Origin of the sequence: Nocardia sp. NPDC051756, assembly GCF_040681495.1 — a bacterium.
GTDB lineage: Bacteria > Actinomycetota > Actinomycetes > Mycobacteriales > Mycobacteriaceae > Nocardia.
The window spans coordinates 27,714-52,542 of record NZ_JBFAYV010000015.1 but is presented as its reverse complement, the minus strand read 5'-3'; the positions used below and the strand labels follow the sequence as shown (position 1 = coordinate 52,542).

Sequence of the window (24,829 nt, the reverse complement as noted above, 5' to 3'; positions counted from 1 at the left end):
AACGGCCGCCTCATTCTATAACGTGTTCTACATGATTGATCGGGAATACGATGTGGTGGTCGTCGGCAGCGGCGCTGCGGGCATGACCGCCGCCCTCACCGCCGCCCACCACGGGCTCAGCGTGGTGCTCATCGAGAAGGCCGCGCACTACGGCGGGTCCACCGCACGCTCCGGCGGTGGCGTCTGGATCCCCGGCAACAAGGCGCTGCGCGCGTCCGGCCGACCGGACGACCGCGAGGTGGCCCGCACCTACCTGCACAGCATCATCGGCGACGTGGTGCCCAAGGAGCGGATCGACACCTACATCGACCGGGGTCCGGAGGCGTTCGACTTCGTGCTCGACCACACCCCGCTGAAGATGAAGTGGGTGCCGGGCTACTCCGACTACTACCCGGAGGCGCCGGGCGGGCTGGGCGAGGGCCGGTCCTGCGAACCGGCCCCGTTCAACGCCAAGGTGCTCGGCGCGGAGCTGGCCAACCTGGAGCCGCCGTACGCCAAGGCGCCGCTGAACGTGGTGGTCATGCAGGCCGACTTCGTCCGGCTCAACCTGATCCGCAGGCATCCGAAGGGCATGGCCCGCGCGCTGCGGGTCGGCGCGCGCACCTACTGGGCCAAGTTCACCGGCAAGCACATCCTCGGCATGGGCCAGGCGATCATCGCCGCCATGCGCAAGGGGCTGCTCGACGCGAACGTGCCGGTGCTGCTGAACACCCCGCTGACCGGGCTCGTGGTGGAGAACGGCGTGGTCACCGGGGTCGAGGCCGAGCACGAGGGCCAGCCGGTCACCATCACCGCGCGCTACGGCGTGGTCCTGGGCAGCGGCGGTTTCGAGCACAGCGCGGAACTGCGCACCAAGTACCAGCGCCAGCCCATCACCACCGAGTGGACCACCGGTGCGGCGGCCAATACCGGCGACGGCATCGTCGCGGGCATGGCGGCGGGCGGCGATGTCGGCTTCATGGAGGACGCCTGGTGGGGTCCGACCATTTTCAAGGGTGGGCGGCCGTGGTTCGCGCTGGCCGAACGCAATCTGCCGGGCACCATCATGGTCAACGCCACCGGCAAGCGGTTCGGCAACGAGTCCGCGCCCTACGTCGAGGCCGTGCACACGATGTACGGCGGCGAGTACGGGCAGGGTGAGGGTCCGGGCGAGAACATCCCGGCCTGGCTGGTCTTCGATCAGCGCTACCGCAACCGCTACATCTTCGCCGGATTGCAGCCGGGCCAACGCTTTCCGTCGCGCTGGCTGGAGAACGACAACATCGTCAAGGCGGACTCGCTCGAGGAGCTGGCCACCAAGATCGGCGTTCCCGCGGCCGATCTCGCGGCCACCGTCGCCCGCTTCAACACCTTCGCCGAGACCGGCAAGGACGAGGACTTCGGCCGCGGTGACAGCCACTACGACCGCTACTACGGCGATCCGACGGTGAAGCCGAACCCGTGCCTCGCGGCGCTGATCCAAGGTCCGTTCTATGCCGCGAAGATCGTGCCCGGCGATCTCGGCACCAAGGGCGGCCTGGTCGCCGACACCGCGGGCCGGGTGCTGCGCGAGGACGGCAGCCCGATCCAGGGGCTCTACGCCGCGGGCAACAGCTCGACCCCGGTGATGGGCCACACCTACGCCGGTCCCGGCGCGACCATCGGTCCCGCGCTCACCTTCGGCTACCTGGCCGTGCTCGATATCGTCGAGCAGAAGGCGGCCCAGCCCACCCGTCCGCTGCCGTCCAGCAAGGAGTCCTGATGTCGATCGATCCGAAAGTCGCGCTCGGGGCGGAACTTCCGGGCCGCGAATTCGCCTGGACGGCGTCCGACGTGCAGCTGTATCAGCTCGGGCTGGGGGCAGGCACGCGCTGGACCGATCCGGCCGAACTGCGGTATCTCGACGATCGCGGACCGCAGGTGCTGCCGACGTTCGCGACCGTCGCGCAGACCCTGCACGAGACCGAGCCGCCGCGGGTCAGCTTCCCCGGCATCGACATCGACCTGGCGAAGGTGGTGCACGGTCATCAGGAAGTAGAGGTGCACCGCCCGATCCCGGCCGCGGGCAAGGCGACCAGCACCGGGCGGATCACCGAGCTGTGGGACAAGGGTTCCGCGGCGGTGGTCGTGCAGGAACAGACGGTCACCGGGTCCGACGGTGCGCCGCTGTGGACCGCGCGTTCGTCGATCTTCGCTCGTGGCGAGGGCGGTTTCGGCGGCGAGCGTGGACCGAGCACCAAGTCCGAACTGCCGGACCGCGCACCGGATTTCGACGTGACCACGGCGACGCTGCCGCAGCAGGCGCTGCTGTATCGGATGTGCGGCGATCGCAATCCACTGCACTCGGACCCCGAATTCGCCCGCGCCGCCGGGTTTCCCGCGCCGATTCTGCACGGGTTGTGCACCTACGGCATCGTCTGCAAGACGGCCACGGACACCGTGCTCGGCTCAGATGCGAGCCGGGTCAACGGATTTCGCGCCCGATTCGCGGGCGTGCTCTACCCCGGTGAAACGATCCGCACCCGAATCTGGCAGCAGGACGGCGAACTGACCATCGCCGCGACGGCGGTCGAGCGCGACGACGCGCCCGTCCTCGGCGACGTGACCCTGCGGTTCCGCTGACGTTCCCGCACATCTCTTGATCTGACGCACACCGAATCGCATGCGATTCGGTGTGCGTCAGGTCAGGGGGTGTGCGGCTCTGGTTGGGTGCTGGTGGGTCGGGCGCGGCGGATCGCTGCGCCGTGGACTACCAAGGCGTACAGCACGATGACCAGGATGGGGGCGGCCAGCGGGGCCCAGGCCAGGCGCACTGGGAGCAGGGCGGCGCAGACGCCGACGGCGGCGAAGCCTACCGCGCCGGTCACCGACGGGACCGTGGTCGGCACCACACCGTGTGGGGCGGTGACGGTGGCGGCGTTGAGCAGGTAGGTGGTGGCGACCAATCCCATTGCGGCGGCGGCGAGTACACCGGGGTTCGCGACGGCGAGTACGCCGACCGCGAGCAGGACGGCGGCGACCGCGACCGGGCGGAACCACCAGCCGAGTGCGACCAGGACGAAGGCGGGGAGGGCGGCCCACGGTTCCAGCAGCGCCACCGACGTCACCAGCAGTACGCCCGACAGGACGGCGAGGAATCGGGTCATCGGCGCACCCGCACGGTACGGCGGTGCTCGGGCAGCACGCGCATGATCTGATCCAGCCGGGTGTCCGCGGGCCAGGCCACGATGTCGACGCCGACGGTGCCCATGTCGCGGTACATGGAGGCGCGTTCGAGCTGCCACATCTTGGCCAGGGTCGGGTCGAGCGCACCCCGGAACGGCGTGCCGCGCAAGACATCCACCACCACGACGACGTGCCCGCGCTTGCGCAGATCGATCAACGCGAGCGCGAACTGGGTGTCGAGCAGCGTGGAGAACGCGACCACGATCGCGCCGAGCGGCACCGCCGAGTGTGGCGCCAGCGTGCCGGTGGTCGGGATGTGCTCGTCGCCGACGCCGAGCACGGTGTCCACGACCCGATAGAACTGCCGTCGCCCGATATCGGGGCGCAGCCAGCGTGGCGCCTGACCGAGGCACACCACGGCGGTCCGGTCGCCGGCCTGCAAGGTCGATTGGACGACCTGCGCCGCACCGCGCACCGACAGTTCGAGGGAATCCGTCGCCGGTCCCGGTGCCTGTTGCGAAGTATCCACCAGCACAACGACATCCGCGGAACGGTTGGTCAGCCGCTCGGTGACGTACAACCGGCCGCGCCGCGCACTCACCGGCCAGTTCACGATGCGCAGCTGGTCACCCGGCGCGTAGGCCCGGATATCGGCGTACTCCACGCCGGGGCCATGCCGCCGGGTGAGGTGCGTGCCGAGCCGCTCGGGAAGTTCGGTGCGCGGCAGGCGCATTCGCTGCGGATCGGTGATCGGATAGACGAACAGTTGCCCCGCGGGCAGCACGACGTTCGCCACCGCGAGCCCCGCCGGGCTCAGCGCGGACACCCGCACCGACGCCGGATAACGCCCCCACCGATCCGCCGACAGCGCGAGTCGCAGACCGGCGGGCGCGGCCCCGGAATCGCTGGCCTCCTCGACCTCGATGCCCAGCGCCGCAACCTTTTCCGGCTTCAATCGCAGCAGCGCGTGCCCCTGCTCGACGAACGCGGCGACGGTCAGCACCACCTCTTCGGATTCGAAGCACCGCAGCGTTCCGCCGCCGTCCACCTGGATCCTGGTCGAGGACTGCTGCCACGGCGCGGTGGCGAGCACGCCGAGCAGCGGCGCGGCGAACACGACCAGCTGCCACCGCCCGAGCACCACCGCGAGCACCAGCGCCGCCGCGGCGCAGATCGCCAGCATGAAGACCAACGGTGCCGGGCGCCACCGCAATTCGGCCTCGACCGCGGTGCTGGCGTCGCGATGCCTCATGTCACGGTGGCGCGCGGAACAGGCAGGCGGCGCAGCAGTTCGCTGATCACGTCTTCGCCGCGGATTCGGCGCACCCACATTTCCGGGCGCAGGGTGATCCGGTGTGCCATGGCCGGAATCGCCAGGGCTTTCACGTCTTCCGGGATCACGTAGTCGCGGCCGAGCAGCAAGGCACGGGCGCGCGCCATCTGCACCAGGTCCAGCTCCGCGCGCGGACTCGCGCCGACCTCCACCTGCGGGTGCGCCCGGGTGGCCGAGGCGAGCGCGACCACGTAGCTCACCACATCCGGATGCACGGTGACGTACTCGACCGATTGGCGCATCTCCATCAGCCCGTTCGCGTCCACCACCTGGGTGACCTGCGGCGTCGTCGCGCCGCGCTCCAGCCGGCGGCGGATCATCTGCTTCTCGTCCGGTTCGGACAGGTAGCCGAGCCGGAGCTGGATCGCGAACCGGTCCAGCTGGGCCTCCGGCAGCGGGTAGGTGCCCTCGTACTCGATCGGGTTGTCGGTGGCCAGCACGATGAACGGCTGGGGCAGCTGGAAGGTTTCGCCGTCGATGCTGACCTGTCCCTCGGCCATCGACTCCAGCAGCGCGGCTTGGGTTTTCGGCGGGGTCCGGTTGATCTCGTCGGCGAGCAGCACGTTGGTGAACACCGGTCCGCGACGAAAGGTGAAGCGACCGGAGGTCATGTCGTAGATGGTCGAGCCGAGCAGATCGGCGGGTAGCAGGTCGGGGGTGAACTGCACGCGGGTGAATTGCAGCCCGAGCGCCGCGGCGAACGATCTGGCGATCAGCGTCTTGCCGAGACCGGGCAGGTCCTCGATCAGGACGTGACCGCCGGCCAGCACCGCGATCATGATCAACCGCATTTCTTCCTGCTTGCCCACGATGACCCGGGATAGCTCCCGGAGCACGGCATCGCTGCGCTGGACCGTGACATCCATCGGCATCGTCATGTGTGTACCCGCACTTGCCTCAACCCATTTCACATTCTCTGCAGGCGGCTCAGGATCTCGTCCAGTGCCGCCCGTCCCGGTGCCCTACTGGTTTGATCACGCAATGCCGAGTTCGCCGGGTCCACCCAGCGCCACAGTTCCGGCCCGAACAGATGGATCCCGGCGGCCTCGGTCGCCCTGCGGTTCTTCGTCACCCGCTGCCCGCTGGACAGCTCGAACTCCTTGGCCAGCAACGGGCGCAGGTGCCGGTCCCAGTCGGCGCGGGTGCCGTCGGCGCGGTCGGCGAGCATCTGCGCCCTGGCGTGCCAGCGGCGCAGCATCTCGGCCGGACCGTTCTCGATCTCGTCGATGTCCTGGTAGCCGCGCGGCTCCGCCCGCTCCAGCAGCGACCACACCAGCCAGGCGAAGGCCACCAGGACCGGTACCGCGGCGATGAACAACAGCACCCCGCGCGCACGGTCCAGGGTGACGATCTCGATCAGCGCGATGACGATCGCGGCACTGATGACGATGGCCGTTCGATTCAAGCTGCCGCCTCTCCTTGCAAGTCCGCGAGGACGATTCGCAAAAGCTGCTCAGCCCGCATCCGCTGCCACTCGAGCATCGCATGCGGACTGAACCTGGCCTCCTCGAACAGCGCGACCAGTTCCCGCGCCGACGCGTCGTGCAGCGCGCCGCGTTCGAAGGCGCGGGCCAGCACCTCCATCGGGGTGTCCGACGCCAGCGGCGCGGCCGCGCGATCGAAGGTGAGGCCGCGTTCCATCGCGACGTAGCAGGCGATGATCGCGGCGCGCGGCTCCTGGCCGGGCACATTCATTGCGGCCAAGCCCATTTCGGCGGCTCTGGCCAGCGAGTCCACCGCGGTGGGGGCAACCGGGACCAGTGGCAGCGGGGCCGGCGCGGGCCTGCGTCGCGCGGCCACCGTGACCACGACGAGTCCGGCGATAGCCACGCCGACCAGTGCGGCGGCGGCGATGGCGGTGAGCAGCAGCGCGGTGCCGGTGAGCTCGGCGGGGGCGCTGCCGGGATCCGGTGCGCTGGTGGCGAACTCGGCCGGCGGCAGCCCGGTGGTCGGCGCCGATGCCGGTGGCGGGGGCGCGCTTTCGCCTCCGGCGCCGACGAAGAACACCGCGGCGGCGGCCGCGAGGATGAGGGCGAGAACCGCGAGGCCGGCCAGTACCAGCAGGCCGACGCGGCCGAGGCGCCACTGCTGGCGGTCGGTGTCGCGATCGGGTTCGGGCATGGCCAGCGGCAGGCGGTGCTGGCTGGCGATCACGCCGGCGAGCAGGATCACCATCGAGACGGTGAGCAGCACCGGCATCAATGCCACCGACAGTGCGGACGGCGCGGACGGATTATCGCGGGATTCGGTCACTCCTGGGATGTATCCGCGCAGCGCGATCGCGGCAAGGGCCAGCAGCGTGATCAGCACGATCACGCGCATTATCGGCGCTCGCGCCCGGGCCACTGATTACCACCAAATCTGAGTACTGCACAAAACAGCCACATAGTTACATGCCGAGCGGTCCGCTCGAGCGGGAATCGAATACTTCGGAATACATCCGCTAAAACCGTGCATGGTGCCGCTCAGGGCCAGGTCGTCCGTGGCTTACACAACTATCCGACGGGAGCGGGCGCTAATTGTGACAGCTCACAAAGTCGGCTGGCGAGTCGCGCGATATCCGGGACGCCGCGGACGCCGTCGGCCAAGTCCGCCAAAGGCACTCGCGCCCGCACGGTGAGTTCGCGGTCCGCGTCGTAGAGCACGTCGACCACATTGACGAAACGCATCGCCCAGTCGGGTGGCGCTTCGCGCAGCGGGGGTACGTCGGTGATGGTCCACTGTGGAAAGCGCTGGGACAGTTCGACATAGTCGGCGGCGGCCGTGGGAGTGCCGCAGAGTGCGGCGAATTCGATGGTGAGCGCGGTGCGGGTGGCGGATCGGGCGCGCAAGTGGCGGGTGCCGATCTGGATCTGGACCGAGGCGGGATTCGCTTCGTCGCCGGGTGTTGCGGGCTTGTGCCGATCGGCGGGTTCGACTCGATATCGACCGGCCGCGAAACCGGTTCGGCGTTCGCGTGTTCGGTCCGTCCGGGTGCGATAGTCCACCGGCCCGTCGAGCGGAATCACGTCGAGGTGCGCGGTGATCCGCGCGATCGTCGGCAGAAATCGCTCGTGAAACAGCGGATTCGGCAGCAACTCGGCGGGCGCGTAATTCGACGTAACCACCAGCGTCGCTCGACGCTTGAACAAAGCATCGAGCATTCGCGCGATGAGCATCGCGTCACCGATGTCGTGCACATGGAATTCGTCGAAGCACACCAGCCGCGCATCTCCGAGCAACCCGGCGACCGCCTTATCGATGGAACCGGACGCGTGCGCCGCCGCATGCAGCCGAACAAAGAACTGATGAAAGTGAAAGCGCCGCTTACGATCCGAAGCCACCCCGGCAAAGAACCGATCCATCACCATCGTCTTCCCCCGCCCCGGCCCGCCATACAGATAAACCCCCCGAGACCCCCGCACCGGCCGCCCCCGCCGATCCACCAACTCCCCCAACCGAGCCCCCGCCCGCACCTGATCCGCGTCCAGGACAACCGTCGAGGTCACATCGGTTTCACCGTCGATTTCCATGACACCTCCTTGTCCTCTACATTTGTAGAGGACAAGTCGAGACGAAGCCAGGGAAGGTGACCGTGTCCACAACCGACCGGCGCACGCTGATCGTCGATGCCGCGATCGATCTGATTGCGGCCCAAGGCCTGCGGGCACTGACCCACCGCGCCCTCGACACCGCGCTCGAGCTCCCGGCAGGCTCGGCCTCCTACTACTTCCGCACCAAACGCGCGCTGATCGAGGCGATCGTGGACCGAATCACCACTCGCTCCCGGGCGGACTTCACGGCCGCGCACCTCGCCTCGACCGGGCCGCTGGATCCGGACGCCGTCGCGGCCGGAATCGCCGCCTGGCTCGATCGCCTACTGGCCGAACGCCGCGATCACCTGATCGCCCGGCATGCCCTCATCCTCGACCTACTGTCCGACTCCGAGCTACACGCCCGCCTGGCAGGCAGCCTGTTCTCCGCCACCCGCGCGCGAGACCTGTTCGCCGCCCTGGGCAGTCCCGACCCGGCGACCGCCGCGGCCGACTTCGTCGCCCTGCTCGAGGGCGCGGTCTTCGACCGATTCGCCGGCAACCGCGCCGACCTCCGGCCAGGCACCTCGGAAAGCGTGCGTCAGCTCAGCACCCTGCTGACGATCTACTTCCGCGGATCGGCGTACCAGCCGCGTTCGCTGTAGGTGGCGCCGGTGAAGTGGGCGCGGATGCCGGCGGCGGGGTAGGCGATCATGGCGTCAGGGAGGGCGTCGAGGGGGAACCAGCGCAGTTCGTGGCAGCGGTCGGGTTCGCGGTTGGTGGGGTTGCCGGTCCAGTGGCGGGCTTCGAAGAACAGGCCGAGGCGGGGGTCGCGGCCGGAGCCGACCACGTGGGCGGTGTGGATGTGGCGCAGGTCGGCCGGGTCGAGGCGGACGCCGGTTTCCTCGGCGGCCTCGCGGACCGCGGCGGCGGTGGCGGATTCGCCGGCCTCGAGCTTGCCCGCGGGCAGGTGCCAGAGGCCGTCGAATTCGTCGGCGCTGCGGCGCTTGCTGAGCAGCAGGCGGCCGTCGCGGATGAGCAGGACATGGACGTCGACCAGGTGCCGAGCGGTCATAGGGTTCCTCCCGTGCGGCGATCTTGCCGATTCCAACTTACGCGGGGCTCAGGACCGCACGCCCAATTCGAGAGCGATTGCGCCGCGCACCAATTCGCGGGCCCGGTCGAGTTCGAGGGTGCCGCTGAGCCAGCGCATGCTCACGCCTTCGATCAGCGCGGTGAGGCGTTCGGCGACATCCGCGGGGGCGATCTCGGCGGCGACCGTGCCCTGCTCCTGCGCGCTGCGGATCAGTCCGCTCAGGTAATCGGTCCAGTGCGCGGTGGCGTCGCGTAGCTGCGCACGCAGTTCGGGCTGGAAGACCGCGGTGGCCCGGGATTCGCCCCACGCGGTGCTGTTCTCGACGACCAGCGGCGTGTCCTGGAGTTCGAGCAGCAGCAGTTCCTGGAGATGGCCGAGCGGGTCGGCGGCGGCGTCGACGTCGGATTCGGTGTAGCGCTCGGCCCGGGTGCTGATGAAGTCCAAGGTCTGCGCGAGCAGGCCGGCCCGGTCCTTGAAGTGGTAGTAGATCAGCGAGGTGGAGACGCCGGCCGCTTCGGCCAGCTCCTCCACCCGCAGGCCACGGATACCGCGTTGGGCGACCACGCGGGCGGCCGACTCCAGGATCGAATCACGACGAGACATGCGGACAATGGTACCGTGTGTTCCTGACTGAAATTTCAGTCAGGATCTTGAACCAGGATCATCGACTATCGGAGCCCGTGATGGAGAACCACATGTCCCGCCGATCTGCCTTCAGCGTCCTCGCCGGCCTGCTCGCCGCAGGCGTCTCGGCATGCGGCTCGTCCGAGCCGTCCGACTCCGGCGACCACGGCAATACCGGCATGCCGCAGGCGGCCGGGCCGGGTGGCCGGTTCGGCGCCGAGTGGGAGAGCCACGCGCGCACCTTCATGTCCTGGCCCGCGCAGGCGGCGATCTGGGGGCAGTACCTCGGCGATGTGCGCAAGGACATCGCCGGGCTGGCCCGCGAGATCGCCGAGTACGAGTACGTCGTCATGCTGGCCAGGGAGGATCAGCGCGACGCGGCTCAGCGGGCGTGCGGCAGCGGCGTCGAGGTGATCCCGCTCGCGGTGGACGATCTCTGGGCCCGCGACACCATCCCGGTCTTCGTCGAGCAGGCGGGCCGGGTGGTCGGCGTCGACCTCGGCTTCAACGGCTGGGGCAACAAGCAGCGCCACGACAACGACGGCCCGCTCGGCCAGAAACTGCTGTCGCGCTACCAGATTCCGCGCTACCGGGCCCCGTTCGTCGCCGAGGGCGGCGCGCTGGAGACCGACGGCGAGGGCACCCTACTGGTCACCGAGAGCTCGATCGTCAACGATAACCGCAATCCGGGCAAGAGCCGCGACCAGCTCGAGGCCGAGTTGAAGCAGACCCTCGGCATCGAGAAGGTGATCTGGTGCGCGGGCGTGCGCGGCGAGGACATCACCGATGCCCACATCGACTGCCTGGTCCGCTACGTGGCGCCCGGAGTCGTGTTGCTGGACACCGCGTTTCCCGGCTCGCCCGCCGACTCGTGGTCACGGTCGAGCGAGCAGGCCAGGCAGGTGCTCGCCGGGGCCACCGACGCGCGCGGACGCACGTTGCAGGTGATCGATCTGCCGCAGCCCGATCCCAACGAGATCACCGGCGAGGGCGACGAATTCGTGTCCAGCTACGCGAACTTCTACATCGCCAACGACGCGGTGTTCGTGCCCGAATTCGGCGACCGGCGGGCCGACGACCGGGCGCAGGGCATCCTGCGCGATCACCTGCCCGGTCGCGACGTCGTCCCGGTCCCGATCGATGAGATCGCCGCGGGCGGCGGCGGCATCCACTGCTCGACGCACGACCAGCCGGGCGCGCCGATCCACTAGCGAGCCGGCTCAGTTGGCGCTGAGCACCAGACCCGAGGTCGGTACGCCGGTGCCCGCGGTGACCACGATGTTCGTCACGTTGTCCACCGGGTTCACCGATATGCCGCGAATCTGGCGGACCGCCTCGGCGATGCCGTTCATGCCGTGGATGTAGGCCTCGCCGAGCTGACCGCCGTGCGTGTTCAGCGGCAGCCTGCCGCCGACCTCGATCGCCCCGTCGGCGATGAAGTCCTTGGCCTCGCCGCGACCGCAGAACCCGAGCTCCTCCAGCTGCATGAGGACGAACGGGGTGAAGTGGTCGTAGAGGATGGCGGCCTGCATATCGTCTGGGCGCAAACCACTTTGGGCCCAGAGTTGATCGCCGACCAGACCCATCTCCGGCAGGCCGGACATGGCGTCGCGGTAGTAGCTGGTCATGACGTACTGGTCGGCGCCGGAACCCTGTGCGGCGGCGGTGATCACGGCCGGCCGCTGCGGCAGGTCGCGAGCCCGTTCGACGCTGGTGACCACGATGGCGACGCCGCCGTCGGATTCCTGGCAGCAGTCGAGCAGGTGCAGCGGCTCGGCGATCCAGCGCGAATTCTGGTGGTCCTCCAGGGTGATCGGCTTGCCGTAGAAGAAGGCCTCCGGGTTCACCGCGGCGTGCTTGCGGTCGGCGACCGCGACGCGGCCGAAATCCGCACTGGTAGCGCCGTATACGTGCATGTAGCGGCGGGCGACCATGGCGACCTGCGCGGCGGGGGTGCCCAAACCTTGCGGGTAGGACCAGCCGGCATCGATGCCCGACGAGGTCGGCGCCGAGGCGAGCGCGGTGGAGAACTGCCCGAACCGCGACACCGAACGCTCGTTGAAGGCGCGGTAGGCGACCACCACATCGGCGACGCCGGTGGCCACCGCCATGGCCGCCTGCTGGATGGTGGCGCAGGCCGCGCCACCGCCATAACCGATGTGGCTGAAGAACTTCAGCTGCGGGATGCCGACCGCCCTGGCCACCGCGGCCTGGGTGTTGGTGTCCATGGTGAAGGTGGTCAGGCCGTCGACGTCGTCGGGCGTCAGGCCCGCGTCGGCCAGCGCCGCGGTGACCGCCTCTGCGGCCAAACGCAATTCGCTGCGGCCGGAGTCCTTGGAGAAGTCGGTGGCGCCGATGCCGACGATGGCCGCGCGGCCCGAAATACTCGGCATCGCGGAGCGATTCGCTGAGGGGTGGCGGTCGGGTGACGGGTGGGCCTGCTCACTCATGCGAACTCCGGTAAGCGATAACGGCTTTCGCCGTGATGTGGTCGCCGAGGCTGTCCTTGCCGACGATGTCGAGATGGATGTCGCCGCCGTCGATGGCGGTTACGGTGCCGCTCAGGGTGAGCGTGTCGCCCGCGTAGAGCGGCACGCCGAGCCGCAGCGAGATCGACTTCACCATCGCGCGCGGCCCGGCCCAGTCGGTGACGAACCGCTGCACGATGCCGGTGTCGGTGAGGATGTTGACGAAGATGTCCTTGGAACCGCGGGCGACCGCCTTGTCCCTGTCGTGGTGCACATCCTGAAAGTCCCTGGTGGCCAACGCGGTACTGACCACAAAGGTCGGATCGGCCAGGATCGCCAGCTCGGGCAGCACGGTGCCCACCTGCACAGTGGCAGGCACAACGGTCGCGGTCATGGCTGCACCTCGCTGACGCTCGGCTCCGCCATGCCCGCGTGGGCGGCTGTGCTCATTGTCCGCTCGCTACGCTCGCTCATGCGATCACCTGCCAGACCGGCAGCGTCGCGTCGTCGTCGAGCTTCTCGAACTCCACCTGGACGGGCAGCCCCACCTGAACCTCGGCGGGATCGATCCCGCGCAGTTCCCCGAGCATGCGCACCCCTTCCTCCAATTCGACCAGCGCGACCACGAACGGCAGTTGCCGCCCCGGCACTTTCGGCGCGTGGTGCACGACGTAGCTGAATACGGTGCCGCGCCCGGAGGCGACGACGTAGTCGGTCTGTTCCGACTTGTCCTTCCACAGCGCGGGAATCGGCGGATGCCGCAGCGATCCGTCGGGCAGCTGCTGAATGCGCAGCTCCCCCGCTTTCGTTCCGTCCCAGAAGAATTCGGTGTCCCAGGACACCAGCGGCTTGACCCGTTCGCCGGCCGGCGCGCTCGCCGACGCACCGGTACCGGGCGCGAATTTCAGCAACCGGAACAGCATTTCGGCGACCAGCTCGTCGCCGACGTGCCAGCTGGTCAGGAAGGTGACGAACCAGCCCTCACCCAGCGCCGTCCGCTTCGGACCGCGAATATCGGACAGCTTGCTGGTCGCCGTCACCTGGTCGCCGACGTTCAGGTACCGGTGATAGGTCTGCTGGCAGTCGGTGGCGACGACCGAGGTGAACCCGGCCGCGTCCAGCAGTTCGGTGGCCTCGCCCATCGGGTCGTCCAGCGGCCGGGTTCCGTTGAGCCCGAACATGGTCCACACCTGAGCCATCGCCGGCGGGGCGACGATGCCGGGATGCCCGGCTGCCCGCGCGGCCGCCTCGTCGACGTAGATCGGATTGGTGTCGCCGAGCGCCTCGACCCAGTTGTTGATCATCGGCTGGTTCACCGGATCACGCCCGAGCCGGGGCGTGCAATCACCGGCCGCCTTGATCCGCTCGGCTTGCGCGACTATCGCTTCCGGACTGATGGTTTCCGGCACAGCGGCTCCTTCTCGACTAGCACGGTCTGGTGGCTATCTGGGTACGCGCGGCAGTTTCAGCCCGGCGGTCGCGACGAGTTCGCGCATCACCTCGTTGACGCCGCCGCCGAAGGTCACCACCAGGTTCTGTTTGGTCCGCCGGTCCAGCCAGGTGAGCAGCTCGGCGGTGGCCGGTTCGGCGGGATCGCCGTAGCGGCCGACGATCTCCTCGGCGAGCCGGCCCGCTTCTTGCAGCGCCTCGGTGGAGAAGACCTTGGTGGCCGACGCGTCGGCGATCACGCTCGCCGGGTCGCCGTCGACGGTCGCGGCGACCTGCCAGTTCAACAGTTCGTTCAACCGGACCATGGCGTGGATGCGCCCGAGCGAGCGGCGCACATCGGTCTCGCCGAGCACGCCGCGCGGCTGCGCCCAGTCGCGCACCCGGTCGTAGAGCTGCTCGATCTTGCCGGACGGACCGAGGCTGACCCGCTCGTGGTTGAGCTGGGTGGTGATCAGCCGCCAGCCCGCGTTCTCCTCGCCGACCAGCATGTCGGCCGGCACCCGGACGTCGTCGAAGTAGGTCGCGTTGGTGTGGTGCGCGCCGTCGCAGGTGATGATCGGCGTCCAGGAGTAGCCCGGGTCCTTGGTGTCCACGATCAGGATGGTGATGCCGCGGTGCCGGGACTCGACCGATCCGGTGCGACACGCCAGCCAGACGTAGTCGGCCTCGTGCGCGCCGGTGGTGAAGATCTTCTGGCCGTTGACCACCCAGTCGCCGGAGTCGTCGCGCACCGCGGAGGTGCGCAGCGAGGCGAGGTCGGTGCCCGCCTCCGGTTCGGAGTAGCCGATGGCGAAATGCACGTCACCGGAGAGGATTCCGGGCAGGAACTGCTTCTTCTGCGCGTCGGTGCCGAACTGTTGCAGGGTCGGGCCGACGGTCAGCAGCGTGACCAGCGGCAGCGGAACATCCGCGCGCACCGCCTCATTGAAGAAGATCTGCTGCTCGACGGGACCGAAACCCTGCCCGCCGTATTGCTTTGGCCAGCCGACGCCGAGCCAGCCGTCGCGGCCCATCCGGCGCACCACCTCGCGGTAGGCGTCGCCGTGCCGGTTCACCGCCATCGCGGCTTCCTCGTCCGGGGTGACGAGATCGGCGAAGTACGAACGCAATTCGCCGCGCAGCTGACGCTGCTCGGTGGTCAGGTCGATGAACATCTGGCCCCCAAACGATCTAGTCGGAACGATGCGCCGCCGAGCCAGCGAGCGATGTCCTTGGCTTGTGAGTAGTAGCGGTGCATCGGGTGGGTGATGTCCACGCCGAGCCCGCCGTGCAGGTGATGGCACTTCTGCATGGCGGCAGGCAGGTCGGCGGCCACGCTGTAGGCCAGGACGTCGAGATCGTCGTCGATCCGCGCCTGGTGTTGCTGACTGGAATCGTCCTGCGCCAGTGCCCAATTCGCCGAGACCGCGGCCACGTGCAGGGTGCGCGAGACGACGTAGAGATCGGCGATCTGCTGGGCGACGGCCTGGAATTCGGCCAGTGGCCTGCCGAATTGGCGGCGGGTCCGCAGGTGTTCGGCGGTGAGCACGAGCGCGCCCTTGAGCAGCCCGTCCGCCACCGAGCCGATCGACGCGATCGCTAGTCGGTGCAGCTCGGCCAGGCCACCGGGTAGTAGTTGCTCGGCCGGAATGCGCACCCGGTCGAGCCGGACGGTGCACTCGGGGATGCCGCCGGAGACCGGCGACGGCACCCGGATCAATCCCTTCGCGTCCGAATCGATAAGCGCGATACCGGAATTGGTCGGAATCAGCAGCCAGCGCGCCTCCTCCGCGTACGGCACGGCGATCTTGTGCCCGGTGATCCGCACCGAATCGCCGTCGGCGACCGCCGCCGTCTCCGGCTTGACCGCGAACGGCGCGGCCGGTTCGCTGAGCGCCGCGGTGAGCACCGCGCCCTCGGCCACCTCGGGATACACCCGTTCGGCCAGGCTGTCCGGCAGCAGCGCGAGCAGCGGCAGCAGGCCGAAGCCCAGCGTCGGCAGTGCGGGCACCGCGACCGCGTCGGTGGCCAGCTCGGTCAGCAGCACCGATACCTCGGACAGCCCCATGCCGTCGCCGCCGAACCGCTCCGGCAGCGCGACCGAGAGCAGCCCGGTCTCGGCCAGGCTCGGCCACAACGCGAAATCACGGGCCGGTTCCCGTTCCAATAAACTCACGACGACCTCGGCCACCGCGTCCTGGCCCTCGTCCCTGGTGAAATCCATGCTTATATCTCCAGTTGATTCAGTATCGCTCCGCGATTCGATGAGGGGTGGTGGTCGGGCGACGGGTGGGCTCGTCGCTAGCTGTCTGTGTCGCGAGGTAGCCCGAGAATCCGCTCACCGGCGACGGTCAGCAGGATTTGTTCGGTGCCGCCTGCAATCGATAAACAGCGTGTGAGCAGGAATTCTTTTACCACTTCCGAGTCCTGCGCACCGGCGGGACCTGCCGACTCGGCGGCGAATTCCGCAACCGCCTGGCGATGCCGGACGCCGACGAGTTTGCGCACGCTGCTCTGCGCGCCGGGATCGGCGCCAGCCAACATTTTTACGGCGGCGCGCTGTTCGAGCAGTAAACCTGCAATCGCGTCGGCGACAAATCCGCCAAGGCGGTCGTTCACCAATTCCGTACCGGGCCCGGTGGCGGGCGATTTCGCGATGAGTTCTTCCAGCACCGGCCCGATGCCGTTGCCGCCCATCGCCACCCGCTCGGTGGACAGCGTCGATCTGGCGATTTTCCAGCCGTTGCTCAACGCGCCGACCACGCCGTCGTCCGGGACGAAGACGTCGTCGAGGAACACCTCGCTGAACCGGGCCTCGCCGGTGATCTGCACCAGCGGACGCACCTCGAGGCCGGCACTGTGCATGTCGACCAGGAAGTAGCTGATGCCACGGTGTTTCGGCGCGTCGGGATCGGTGCGGGCCAGGCAGATCGCCCAGTTCGCCTTGTCGCCCAACGAGGTCCACACCTTCTGCCCGTTCAGCACCCAGCCGCCGTCCACCTTCTTCGCGGTGGTGCGCAGCGCGGCCAGGTCGGATCCGGCGCCCGGTTCGCTGAACAGCTGGCACCAGACGACGTCGCCGCGCAGGGTCGGCCAGGCGAAGCGATCGATCTGCTCCTGCGTGCCGTGCTGCAGCAGCGTGGGCACCGCCCAGCCGCCGATGGCCAGGTCGGGCGCGGTGAGGCCGGCCCGGCGCAGTTCTTCCGAGATCAGCAGGCCGGTCATCGGATCCGCGCCGCGACCGTACGGCGCGGGCCAGTGCGGCATGGCCAGGCCGGCGTCGACCAGGGCCGATCGCTGTTGATCGGCGGGCAACGCGGCGATCCGCGACACCTCCGCCGCCAGTTCGTCGGCGCTGCTGCCGTCAACGGCGGCAACGCCTTCGGCGGCGAAGACCCGATCGGCGCCGGTGGTGCGCCGCTGACCCGCGCGGGTCAGTTCGGTGAGCCTGGCCCGCCAGCGCGCCGATCCGCCGAGCAGTTGGCGCAGGGCCACCGCCCGGCGCAGGTACAGGTGCGCGTCGTGCTCCCAGGTGAAGCCGATGCCGCCGAGCACCTGAATGCAGTCCTTGGCGGTGTCGACCGCCGCGTCCAGCGAGATGGCGGCGGCGATCGCGGCCGCGACGGGCAGCTCCGCGCCGCCCTCGTCCACCGCGGCCGCCGCGTCGGCGGCGACCGCCCGGATCAGTTCGGCCCGGCACAGCATCCAGGCGCAGATGTGCTTGACCGCCTGGAACGAGCCGATCTTGCGCCCGAATTGCTCACGGACCTTTGCGTATTCGACCGCCGTCGTCAGGCACCAGCCCGCCAGCCCGGCCAGTTCGGCCGCGGCTAGCACCACGACCAGATCCTCGACCGCATGTGGCGAGGTGAAGACCTGCTCGGCCGATACCCGCACGTCGGTGCAGTGCACCCGGGCGAGCGGGGTGCTCAGGTCCAGCGGCGAAAGCGGTTCGACCCGAAGCCCTTCGGCGTCCGGCTCGAGCAGGATCCAGCGCTGCCCCTGCGGGGTGGAAACCGGAAGCAGCACAGCGGTTTCCGGCGCCGCGCCGAGGACCGAATCCCAGGAACCGGTCAGCGACAATTCGCCGGCCGCGGCCGGTACGCTGACCTGCGCGCCGACAATGAAGTCCAGCGCGACGCCGCACGGTAATTGCTCGTCGAGCCGTCCCGTGGTGATCAGATTGGCCAATGCCGTGGCCAGTACCGGCCCGCCGACCAGGTCGTGCGCGGCCTGCTCGATCAGCACGGCGAGATCGGCGACCGAGCCGCCCGCTCCGCCGGCGTCCTCGGCCACGGCGACCCGGAAGATGCCGAGATCGGCGAGGCCGGGCCAGTACGCGCGCCAGAAGGCGCTCGGATCGGTCCGCATTGTTGCAATTGGACGCACCGATCCGGCCCACCCACGCATCGACTCCTGGACGGCTTTATGCTCGTCAGTGGTGGCGATGGTCACACTCCGTACCGCCTTCCCGGCGTGACTCCCACACCTAGAACATGTTCTAATATCCTAGCTGTGCGGAAGTCAAGAGACGACCGCCGAGCCGATACTCGGGCCAGATCCACGAACGACGTCTCCGGAAAGGACTCTCACCGATGGCCAGTCCCTCCCGATCGCAGCCGGCCGACTCCAACGCGGCACCGGCTACCGCGACGGTCACGACGCTCAGCGAAGACGAGCTGAGTTCGGCCGCGCAGCGGGAACGGCGTAAGCGAATTCTCGACGCGACGCTGGCGCTGGCCTCCAAGGGCGGCTACGACGCGGTGCAGATGCGGGCCGTGGCCGAACGCGCCGATGTCGCAGTCGGGACGTTGTACCGGTATTTCCCCTCGAAGGTGCACCTGCTGGTGTCCGCGCTGTCCCGCGAATTCGAGCAGATCGAAGGCAAGCGCAAGCCGCTTGCCGGGCAGTCGCCACAGGAGCGCATGCACCTGCTGCTGCAACAGATCACCCGGATGATGCAGCGCGACCCGCTGCTCACCGAGGCCATGACGCGCGCGTTCATGTTCGCCGACGCGTCCGCGGCCGCCGAGGTCGATCGGGTCGGCAAGGTGATGGATCGGGTGTTCGCCCGCGCCATGAACGACGGCGAGCCGGACGAGCGTCAACTGGCCATCGCCAGGGTGATCAGCGATGTGTGGCTGTCCAACCTGGTCGCGTGGCTGACCCGGCGCGCGTCGGCGACCGACGTGACCGAGCGACTGGAATTGACCGTCGATCTGTTGCTCGGCGACCGCACCTAGTATTCGGACAGCCAGCGCATACCCGGCAAATCCTGAGCGGACGCCGGGTTCGTGCGGAAGATCACATTCGAGCCGAAAGCGGGCCGGGCGCACAGAATTCGCGCCCGCGGCCCGCTGCTCGGCGTTACCAGGTAGCGCGAGTTTTGCGGGGCACCCGCACTACCCATGGCACATCGGCATGATCGCAGCGCACGCGAAGAAGTGACCAGTTGTGGCCGCTCGGACCCGAGTTCCGGCCCTCGCCGCGCACTCCGGCGCGAACGGGCGGAAAATTAGACACAGCGCACGCATAGCGGCGGGCGTCGGTGCGGCAAATCTAACCCAGTATTGTTCTGCCCGCCCATGAAAAAACTCCTCCGATCACTAGGTTGGATGCGTGAGCGCACAGGATCTGCCACTGGAACTTCGTCGTGCACTGTCGACAGTCGCGCGAGTGCCGAGACTGTTGGTTGCCTCGGACTATGACGGGACGCTTGCGCCCATCGTTTCCGACCCGGCGAAGGCCTTTCCACACCGGGAATCGGTGAGTGCGTTACGCGCGCTCGCCGGACTCACCGGCACCACCGCCGCGGTCATTTCCGGCCGCGCACTGCGAGACCTCGCCGCTTTGTCGCGACTTCCGGTCGAGGTACAACTGATCGGTAGCCACGGCTCGGAATTCGACGTCGGCTTCGTGCACGCCATCGACAACGACGCCAAACAACTGCTCCAAGAGGTGCAGACCGCGCTGACCCAGGTCGCCGCGGAAAACCCGGGCGTCACCGTCGAGATCAAACCGGCCAGCGTCGCGCTGCACGTGCGCAACGCCAGCCCGGAGATCGGACACCGCGCCCTCACCAGCGTCCGGCAGGGTCCGGCGCTGTGGTTCGGCGTGCAGGTGACCGAGGGCAAGGCCGTCATCGAACTGGCCGTGGTGCAGACCGACAAGGGCACCGCCCTCGACACCATCCGGCATCAGGCCGCCGCGTCGGCCGCGGTGTTCTTCGGTGACGACGTGACCGACGAGAAGGCCTTCCGCGTGCTGTCCGGCCCCGACCTCGGCATCAAGGTCGGCGAGGGCGACAGCCAGGCCAAGTACCGGGTCGACAGCACCGAGGCGGTGTCCTGCGCACTGGCCTTCCTGCTGGAGGAGCGGCGCACCTGGCTGGCCGGCGCGAGCGCGCCCCGGATCGAGCGACTGACCATGCTGGCCAGCCCGCGCTCGGTGGCGCTGCTGACCCCCGACGCGACGGTCACCTGGTTCTGTCATCCGGAACCGGACTCGGCCGCGGTGTTCGCGCACCTGCTCGGCGGACCGCAGGCCGGACACTTCACCATCGAGCCGGAACGGCCCGGCCTGCCGCTGTCGCAGCGCTACATCGACAGCACCATGACCGTCGAAACCCGTTGGGCCAAACTGCAAGTGGTGGACTACCTGCCGCACGACGTGGCCGCCACCCGGACCGACCTGACCCGGGTGATCACCGGTGACGCCAAGGCCGTCGTGACCTTCGCGCCGCGCCCGGAATTCGGCCAGGTGCCGGTGAGCATCGAGGCCTCCGAGAACGGGCTGCGGGTGCTCGGCACCAACGACCCGATGGTGCTGCGCTCCCCCGGACTCACCTGGGAGATCATCAGCGACGGCACGCACGACTCCGCGCGCGCCGTGGTCGACCCGTCCAAGGGCCCGATCGTGCTGGAAATGCGTTGCGGCACCTCCGATCTCAAGCCGGCCAAGACCGACGAGGTGGAACGCCGCCGCATCGCGGAGGGCTACTGGTCGCAGTGGGCGGGCACGTTGCAGCTGCCGCCGCTGAAGCCGGACCTGATGAAGCGCTCCGCGCTCACGCTGCGCGGGCTGGTGCACGCGCCGTCCGGGTCCATCCTGGCCGCGGCCACCACGTCGCTGCCGGAAGACATCGGCGGCGTGCGCAACTGGGACTACCGCTACTGCTGGCTGCGCGACGCTTCGCTGACCGCGCAGGCCCTGGTGTCGCTCGGTTCGCTCGGCGAGGCCGAGCAGTTCCTCGGCTGGGTACACAAGGTGCTGGAGACGCTGCCCGGGCCGGAGCGCCTGCACCCGCTGTACACGCTGTACGGCGAGACGCTGCCGCCCGAGGCCGTGATCGATCAGCTGCCCGGTTACGCCGGTTCGCGCCCGGTCCGGGTCGGCAACGCGGCCAACATGCAGGTGCAGCTGGACGTGTTCGGTCCGATCGTCGACCTGATCGCGAGCCTGTCGCACGCGCGGGAGCTCCAGGGCATCACCGATCCGGCCGAGGCCCTGCCGGACGCGGACTGGGAACTGGTGCGCGCCATGGTTTCCGCGGTGCAGCGGCGCTGGCAGGAACCCGACCACGGCATCTGGGAGATCCGCGGCAACCCGCGCCATCACGTGTACTCGAAGGTGATGGGCTGGCTGACCGTGGACCGGGCGCTGACCCTGGCGCAGAAGTTCGCGCGGGAGGTCGACCCGGCCTGGACGGTGTTGCGCGACACCATCGCCGACGAGGTGAAGTCGAAGGGCTGGAACGACGAGGTCCAGTCGTTCACCGCGGCCTACGACGGCACCGACCTGGACGCGGCCACCCTGCACATCGGGCTGAGCGGACTCATCGATCCGTCCGATCCGCGCTTCGCCGCGACCGTCGTCGCGACCGAGGCCGAACTGCGCAGCGGATCGACGGTGTACCGGTACCACCACGACGACGGCCTGCCCGGCGGCGAGGGTGGCTTCCACCTCTGCGCGGCCTGGCTGGTCGAGGCGTACCTGCTGATCGGCAAGCGTTCCGACGCCGAGGCGCTGTTCGCCCAGCTGGTCGACGTGGCCGGGCCGACCGGATTGCTCAGCGAGGAGTACGACCCGGTGGCCGAACGCTCGCTCGGCAATCACCCGCAGGCCTACAGCCATCTCGGCCTGCTGCGGTGCGCGCAGCTGCTCGGTCAGTCGGTGGAGGTGCTCGTCTAACCGATCTACCGGAGTTCTTTCCGGGCCCGTCGACCGCCGCGCCACCGCGCGTCCCGGTCGGCGGGCCCGGACTCGTCTCGGCGGCGCGCAGTTGCTAAAGTGAAACAGAAACCATTTCCATTAAGCTGCGTAGTGTCACCCGCTCGAGTGCGTCACCAGCTGTTGAGCGTCACAGGAGTGCCCCCGCGTGAAGACAAGCATTGCCATACGGTTCGCCGGTGTCGCTGTGGGGGTTGTCGCCGCACTCTCGCTCACCGCCTGCGGCAGCGACACGAAGGATTCGGGTAAGCCGACCGTGATCGCGTCCACCAACGTCTGGGGCGATATCGCCGCGACGATCGCCGGACCGGACGCCGCGGTCGAATCGATCATCAGCGACCCGTCCGCCGACCCGCACTCGCACGAGACCTCGGCGGTCGAGTCGGCCAAGCTGCGCGACGCGGACCTGGTCGTCTACAACGGCGGCGGCTACGACGAGTTCGCCGAGAAGGCGGTGGCGGGGCGGAACAAGCGCACCGTCGACGCGTTCGACGCGCGGCCGGACAAGGGTGACGAGAACGAGCACGTCTTCTACGACGTGAAGACCGTCGCGGCGGTCGCGGACCGGATCGCGAGCAGCCTGGGCGAGTTGGCGCCCGGCGCGGCAAGCGGTTTCACCGAGCGGGCCGCCACGTTCAAGCGCGGACTGGCCGGAATCACCTCGATCGCAAGCAAACTCGCCGCCGAGCACCCGAAAACGCCGGTGTTGCAGACCGAACCGCTGGCGCACTACCTGCTGCTCGCCGCGGGCGTCGAGGACAAGACGCCGCACGAGTTCCAGGAGGCGATCGAGCAGGAGACCGATCCCGCGCCCGCCGCCGTGGCCGCGACCCGGGAACTGTTGACCGGCAAGCAGGTTCGCGCGCTCGTCTACAACGTGCAGACCCAGGACAAGATCACCAAGGACTTGCGCTCGGTGGCGCAGTCGAACGGGCTGGCGGTCGTCGAGGTGACCGAAACCCTGCCCGCCGGAGTGGATTACCTACAGTGGCAGACCAAGAACGCGCAGGCGCTCAGCGCGGCGTTGAGTTGAGTTGAGCGAGACCGTGACGACGCAGGGGGTCGCGTTGAACGAGCACACCGAAACGGTGCGGCGGCAAGCACATTCGGCGGTCCGGCTGGACGGGGCCCGGTTGTCCTTCGGTGACCGGACGCTCTGGCAGGAATTGGATCTCGAGGTCGCGCCGGGCGAATTCGTCGCCGTGCTCGGGCCCAACGGTTCCGGCAAGACGTCGTTGATGAAGGTGCTGCTCGGCCAGCTCGGACTCAGCGCGGGCACCGCGCAGATCGCCGGTGCGCCCGCACGGACCGGTAACCCCGATATCGGCTATGTGCCGCAACAGAAGACGATCGACGCCGGGGTGCAGTTGCGCGGCGTCGACCTTGTCGGCCTCGGCTACGACGGCCACCGCTGGGGACTCGGGCTGCGGGCGCGGGCCGAACGCAAGCGCAAGGTCGCGGCCGCGATCGCCGATGTCGGCGCGGAGAAGTTCGCGAACGCGCCGCTGGAGACCATGTCCGGCGGCGAGCAGCAGCGGCTGCGGGTGGCGCAGGCGCTGGTCGGCGACCCGAAGGTGCTGCTCTGCGACGAACCGCTGCTGAGCCTGGACCTGGCCAACCAGCGCCTGGTGGCCGAGCTGATCGACAAGCGCAGGCGCAGCCACGACACCGCGGTGCTGTTCGTGACGCACGAGATCAATCCGATTCTGCCGCTGGTGGATCGGGTGCTGTACCTGGTGGACGGCAAGTTCCGGATCGGCCCGCCGGAAGCGGTGATGACCTCCGCGGTGCTGTCGGAGCTCTATCAGACCGAGGTCGACGTGCTGCGGGTGCGCGGGCGGCTGGTGGTGGTCGGGACCGGGGACACCATGGACGCGCTCGGCACGGCCGGCGCGCACTGCCACGGTGACAACCCGGCGGTCGAACCGGAGGCGAGCGTGGTGCGCTCGTGATCGACAAGCTGTCTGGGGTGCTCGGCAAGATGTTCGACTTCGGCACCACCGCGAATCTGCTGTCCTACGACTTCGTGCAGCAGGCGGTGCTGGCCGCCGCGCTGCTCGGGCTGCTGTCCGGGGTGATCGGGCCGCTGATCATCAGCAGGCAGATGTCGTTCGCGGTGCACGGGACCAGCGAGCTGTCGCTGACCGGCGCGGCCGCGGCGCTGCTCGCCGGGATCGGCGTCGGCGTCGGCGCGATCGCCGGGTCGGTGGTCGCCGCGGTGCTGTTCGGATTGCTGGGAACGCGGGCCCGGGAACGTGATTCGGTGATCGCGGTGGTGTTGTCCTTCGGGCTCGGGCTGTCCGTGCTGTTCCTCTGGCTCGGTCCGGATCGGGCTGGGTCGAAGTTCTCGCTGCTGACCGGGCAGGTGGTCAGCGTCGGCAACAGCGGGATCACGCTGCTCGCGGCCTGCACCGTCGGCGTGCTCGCGGTGCTGGCGATCGTCTACCGGCCGCTGCTGTTCGCCAGCTCCGATCCGGAAGTCGCGGTGGCGCGCGGGGTTCCGGTGCGGGCGCTGTCGATCGTGTTCGCGGTGCTGCTCGGCATCACCGCGGCGTTCGGGGTGCAGATCGTCGGCGCGTTGCTGGTGCTCGCGTTGCTGATCACGCCCGCCGCCGCGGCCGCGCAGCTGACCGCGAATCCGGTGCGGGCCACCGTCCTTGCGGTGCTCTTCGCCGAAATCGCCGCGGTAGGCGGCATTCTCCTGTCACTGGCCCCCGGCGTCCCGGTATCGACATTCGTCACCACGATCTCGTTCCTGATCTACCTGATCAGCCGAGCCGTCAGCACCCGCCGCCGCCAAAAAGCCCGCTGATCTCACAGAGCCCCCACACCATCCACAGACCCCTCAGCCCCTGTGAATGGTATGCACGCTCTGTGGACCCTTCTTCTGGCCGCTGGCAGAAGGGGTGTGGGGAGGTTGGCCGCAGATCTCTACGCGTCTTTGGTGGGCGGTGCATAGCGTTCTGGTGGCGGCCCGACGGGTGTTGATGGCGGG

Annotated in this window: 23 protein-coding genes; 9 read left to right on the top strand and 14 right to left on the bottom strand. The window is 68.9% G+C overall.

All coding sequences use genetic code 11. From position 1 onward, the window contains the following. Positions 1–22: 22 nt before the first annotated feature. Both kstD and AB0M22_RS41555 read left to right on the top strand, forming a co-directional pair. A complete protein-coding gene (gene kstD / locus AB0M22_RS41560; protein ID WP_364738662.1) occupies positions 23–1,741 on the top strand; it encodes a 3-oxosteroid 1-dehydrogenase in 1,719 nt (572 codons plus the stop codon). Then, on the top strand, positions 1,741–2,601 hold the full coding sequence (locus AB0M22_RS41555) for a MaoC/PaaZ C-terminal domain-containing protein (RefSeq protein ID WP_364738660.1): 861 nt from the start codon (positions 1,741–1,743) through the stop codon (positions 2,599–2,601). The genes kstD and AB0M22_RS41555 overlap by 1 nt, the downstream gene beginning before the upstream one ends. Before the next feature lie 62 nt (positions 2,602–2,663). Here the strand turns inward: AB0M22_RS41555 and AB0M22_RS41550 are convergent, their stop codons facing one another. The 6 genes from AB0M22_RS41550 to zapE form a co-directional block, all read right to left on the bottom strand. After that, complete coding sequence (locus AB0M22_RS41550; RefSeq protein ID WP_364738658.1) at positions 2,664–3,125, bottom strand: hypothetical protein; 462 nt, start codon at positions 3,123–3,125, stop codon at positions 2,664–2,666. Next, positions 3,122–4,396: a DUF58 domain-containing protein gene (locus AB0M22_RS41545; RefSeq protein WP_364738656.1), complete on the bottom strand. Its 1,275-nt coding sequence runs from the start codon at positions 4,394–4,396 to the stop codon at positions 3,122–3,124. The genes AB0M22_RS41550 and AB0M22_RS41545 overlap by 4 nt, the downstream gene beginning before the upstream one ends. Then, positions 4,393–5,355 carry a MoxR family ATPase gene (locus tag AB0M22_RS41540; protein ID WP_364738654.1) on the bottom strand — a complete coding sequence of 321 codons (963 nt, stop codon included), beginning with the start codon at positions 5,353–5,355 and terminating at the stop codon, positions 4,393–4,395. Before AB0M22_RS41540 ends, AB0M22_RS41545 begins: the two co-directional genes overlap by 4 nt. 29 nt (positions 5,356–5,384) lie before the next feature. Continuing rightward, entirely contained in the window at positions 5,385–5,882 is a 498-nt protein-coding gene (locus tag AB0M22_RS41535) for a hypothetical protein (protein WP_364738652.1), read from the bottom strand. Further along, on the bottom strand, positions 5,879–6,799 hold the full coding sequence (locus tag AB0M22_RS41530) for a DUF4129 domain-containing protein (protein WP_364738846.1): 921 nt from the start codon (positions 6,797–6,799) through the stop codon (positions 5,879–5,881). Before AB0M22_RS41530 ends, AB0M22_RS41535 begins: the two co-directional genes overlap by 4 nt. A gap of 173 nt (positions 6,800–6,972) precedes the next feature. Next, a complete protein-coding gene (gene zapE, locus AB0M22_RS41525) occupies positions 6,973–7,989 on the bottom strand; it encodes a cell division protein ZapE (RefSeq protein ID WP_364738650.1) in 1,017 nt (338 codons plus the stop codon). 62 nt (positions 7,990–8,051) lie between these two features. Here zapE and AB0M22_RS41520 point away from each other — a divergent pair, with 62 nt between their 5' ends. Beyond that, the gene (locus AB0M22_RS41520; RefSeq protein ID WP_364738648.1) at positions 8,052–8,654 is read left to right on the top strand and encodes a TetR family transcriptional regulator; all 603 of its coding nucleotides are present in this window, start codon (positions 8,052–8,054) and stop codon (positions 8,652–8,654) included. Here AB0M22_RS41520 and AB0M22_RS41515 read toward each other — a convergent pair. Beyond that, positions 8,615–9,064, bottom strand: coding sequence for an NUDIX domain-containing protein (locus AB0M22_RS41515; protein WP_364738646.1), 450 nt, complete (start codon positions 9,062–9,064; stop codon positions 8,615–8,617). The genes AB0M22_RS41520 and AB0M22_RS41515 overlap by 40 nt on opposite strands. Positions 9,065–9,112: 48 nt before the next feature. Further along, complete coding sequence (locus AB0M22_RS41510; RefSeq protein ID WP_364738644.1) at positions 9,113–9,688, bottom strand: TetR/AcrR family transcriptional regulator; 576 nt, start codon at positions 9,686–9,688, stop codon at positions 9,113–9,115. A 92-nt stretch (positions 9,689–9,780) separates the two neighbouring features. Here AB0M22_RS41510 and AB0M22_RS41505 point away from each other — a divergent pair, with 92 nt between their 5' ends. After that, positions 9,781–10,920, top strand: coding sequence for an agmatine deiminase family protein (locus AB0M22_RS41505; protein WP_364738642.1), 1,140 nt, complete (start codon positions 9,781–9,783; stop codon positions 10,918–10,920). 9 nt (positions 10,921–10,929) lie between these two features. Here the strand turns inward: AB0M22_RS41505 and AB0M22_RS41500 are convergent, their stop codons facing one another. The 6 genes from AB0M22_RS41500 to AB0M22_RS41475 all read right to left on the bottom strand — a co-directional run bounded on the left by AB0M22_RS41500 (position 10,930) and on the right by AB0M22_RS41475 (position 18,060). Continuing rightward, positions 10,930–12,102: a lipid-transfer protein gene (locus tag AB0M22_RS41500; RefSeq protein WP_364738844.1), complete on the bottom strand. Its 1,173-nt coding sequence runs from the start codon at positions 12,100–12,102 to the stop codon at positions 10,930–10,932. A gap of 49 nt (positions 12,103–12,151) precedes the next feature. Continuing rightward, a complete protein-coding gene (locus AB0M22_RS41495; protein WP_364738640.1) occupies positions 12,152–12,571 on the bottom strand; it encodes a MaoC family dehydratase in 420 nt (139 codons plus the stop codon). Between the two features lie 76 nt (positions 12,572–12,647). After that, positions 12,648–13,574 carry a MaoC family dehydratase N-terminal domain-containing protein gene (locus AB0M22_RS41490; protein ID WP_364738842.1) on the bottom strand — a complete coding sequence of 309 codons (927 nt, stop codon included), beginning with the start codon at positions 13,572–13,574 and terminating at the stop codon, positions 12,648–12,650. A 45-nt stretch (positions 13,575–13,619) separates the two neighbouring features. Continuing rightward, a complete protein-coding gene (locus AB0M22_RS41485) occupies positions 13,620–14,780 on the bottom strand; it encodes an acyl-CoA dehydrogenase family protein (RefSeq protein WP_364738638.1) in 1,161 nt (386 codons plus the stop codon). Next, positions 14,765–15,829 carry an acyl-CoA dehydrogenase family protein gene (locus AB0M22_RS41480; protein WP_364738636.1) on the bottom strand — a complete coding sequence of 355 codons (1,065 nt, stop codon included), beginning with the start codon at positions 15,827–15,829 and terminating at the stop codon, positions 14,765–14,767. Before AB0M22_RS41480 ends, AB0M22_RS41485 begins: the two co-directional genes overlap by 16 nt. Positions 15,830–15,906: 77 nt before the next feature. Further along, the gene (locus AB0M22_RS41475) at positions 15,907–18,060 is read right to left on the bottom strand and encodes an acyl-CoA dehydrogenase (RefSeq protein ID WP_364738634.1); all 2,154 of its coding nucleotides are present in this window, start codon (positions 18,058–18,060) and stop codon (positions 15,907–15,909) included. Between the two features lie 140 nt (positions 18,061–18,200). On the opposite strand from AB0M22_RS41475, the gene kstR reads away from it, so the two are divergent. From kstR to AB0M22_RS41450, 5 genes are all read left to right on the top strand, one after another. Continuing rightward, entirely contained in the window at positions 18,201–18,848 is a 648-nt protein-coding gene (gene kstR, locus AB0M22_RS41470) for a cholesterol catabolism transcriptional regulator KstR (protein ID WP_364738632.1), read from the top strand. A gap of 376 nt (positions 18,849–19,224) precedes the next feature. After that, entirely contained in the window at positions 19,225–21,795 is a 2,571-nt protein-coding gene (gene otsB / locus AB0M22_RS41465) for a trehalose-phosphatase (RefSeq protein ID WP_364738630.1), read from the top strand. A 187-nt stretch (positions 21,796–21,982) separates the two neighbouring features. After that, positions 21,983–22,867 carry a zinc ABC transporter substrate-binding protein gene (locus AB0M22_RS41460; RefSeq protein WP_364738628.1) on the top strand — a complete coding sequence of 295 codons (885 nt, stop codon included), beginning with the start codon at positions 21,983–21,985 and terminating at the stop codon, positions 22,865–22,867. Between the two features lie 34 nt (positions 22,868–22,901). Continuing rightward, positions 22,902–23,786, top strand: coding sequence for an ATP-binding cassette domain-containing protein (locus AB0M22_RS41455; protein ID WP_364738841.1), 885 nt, complete (start codon positions 22,902–22,904; stop codon positions 23,784–23,786). After that, the gene (locus tag AB0M22_RS41450) at positions 23,783–24,646 is read left to right on the top strand and encodes a metal ABC transporter permease (protein WP_364738626.1); all 864 of its coding nucleotides are present in this window, start codon (positions 23,783–23,785) and stop codon (positions 24,644–24,646) included. The genes AB0M22_RS41455 and AB0M22_RS41450 overlap by 4 nt, the downstream gene beginning before the upstream one ends. Positions 24,647–24,829 lie beyond the last annotated feature (183 nt).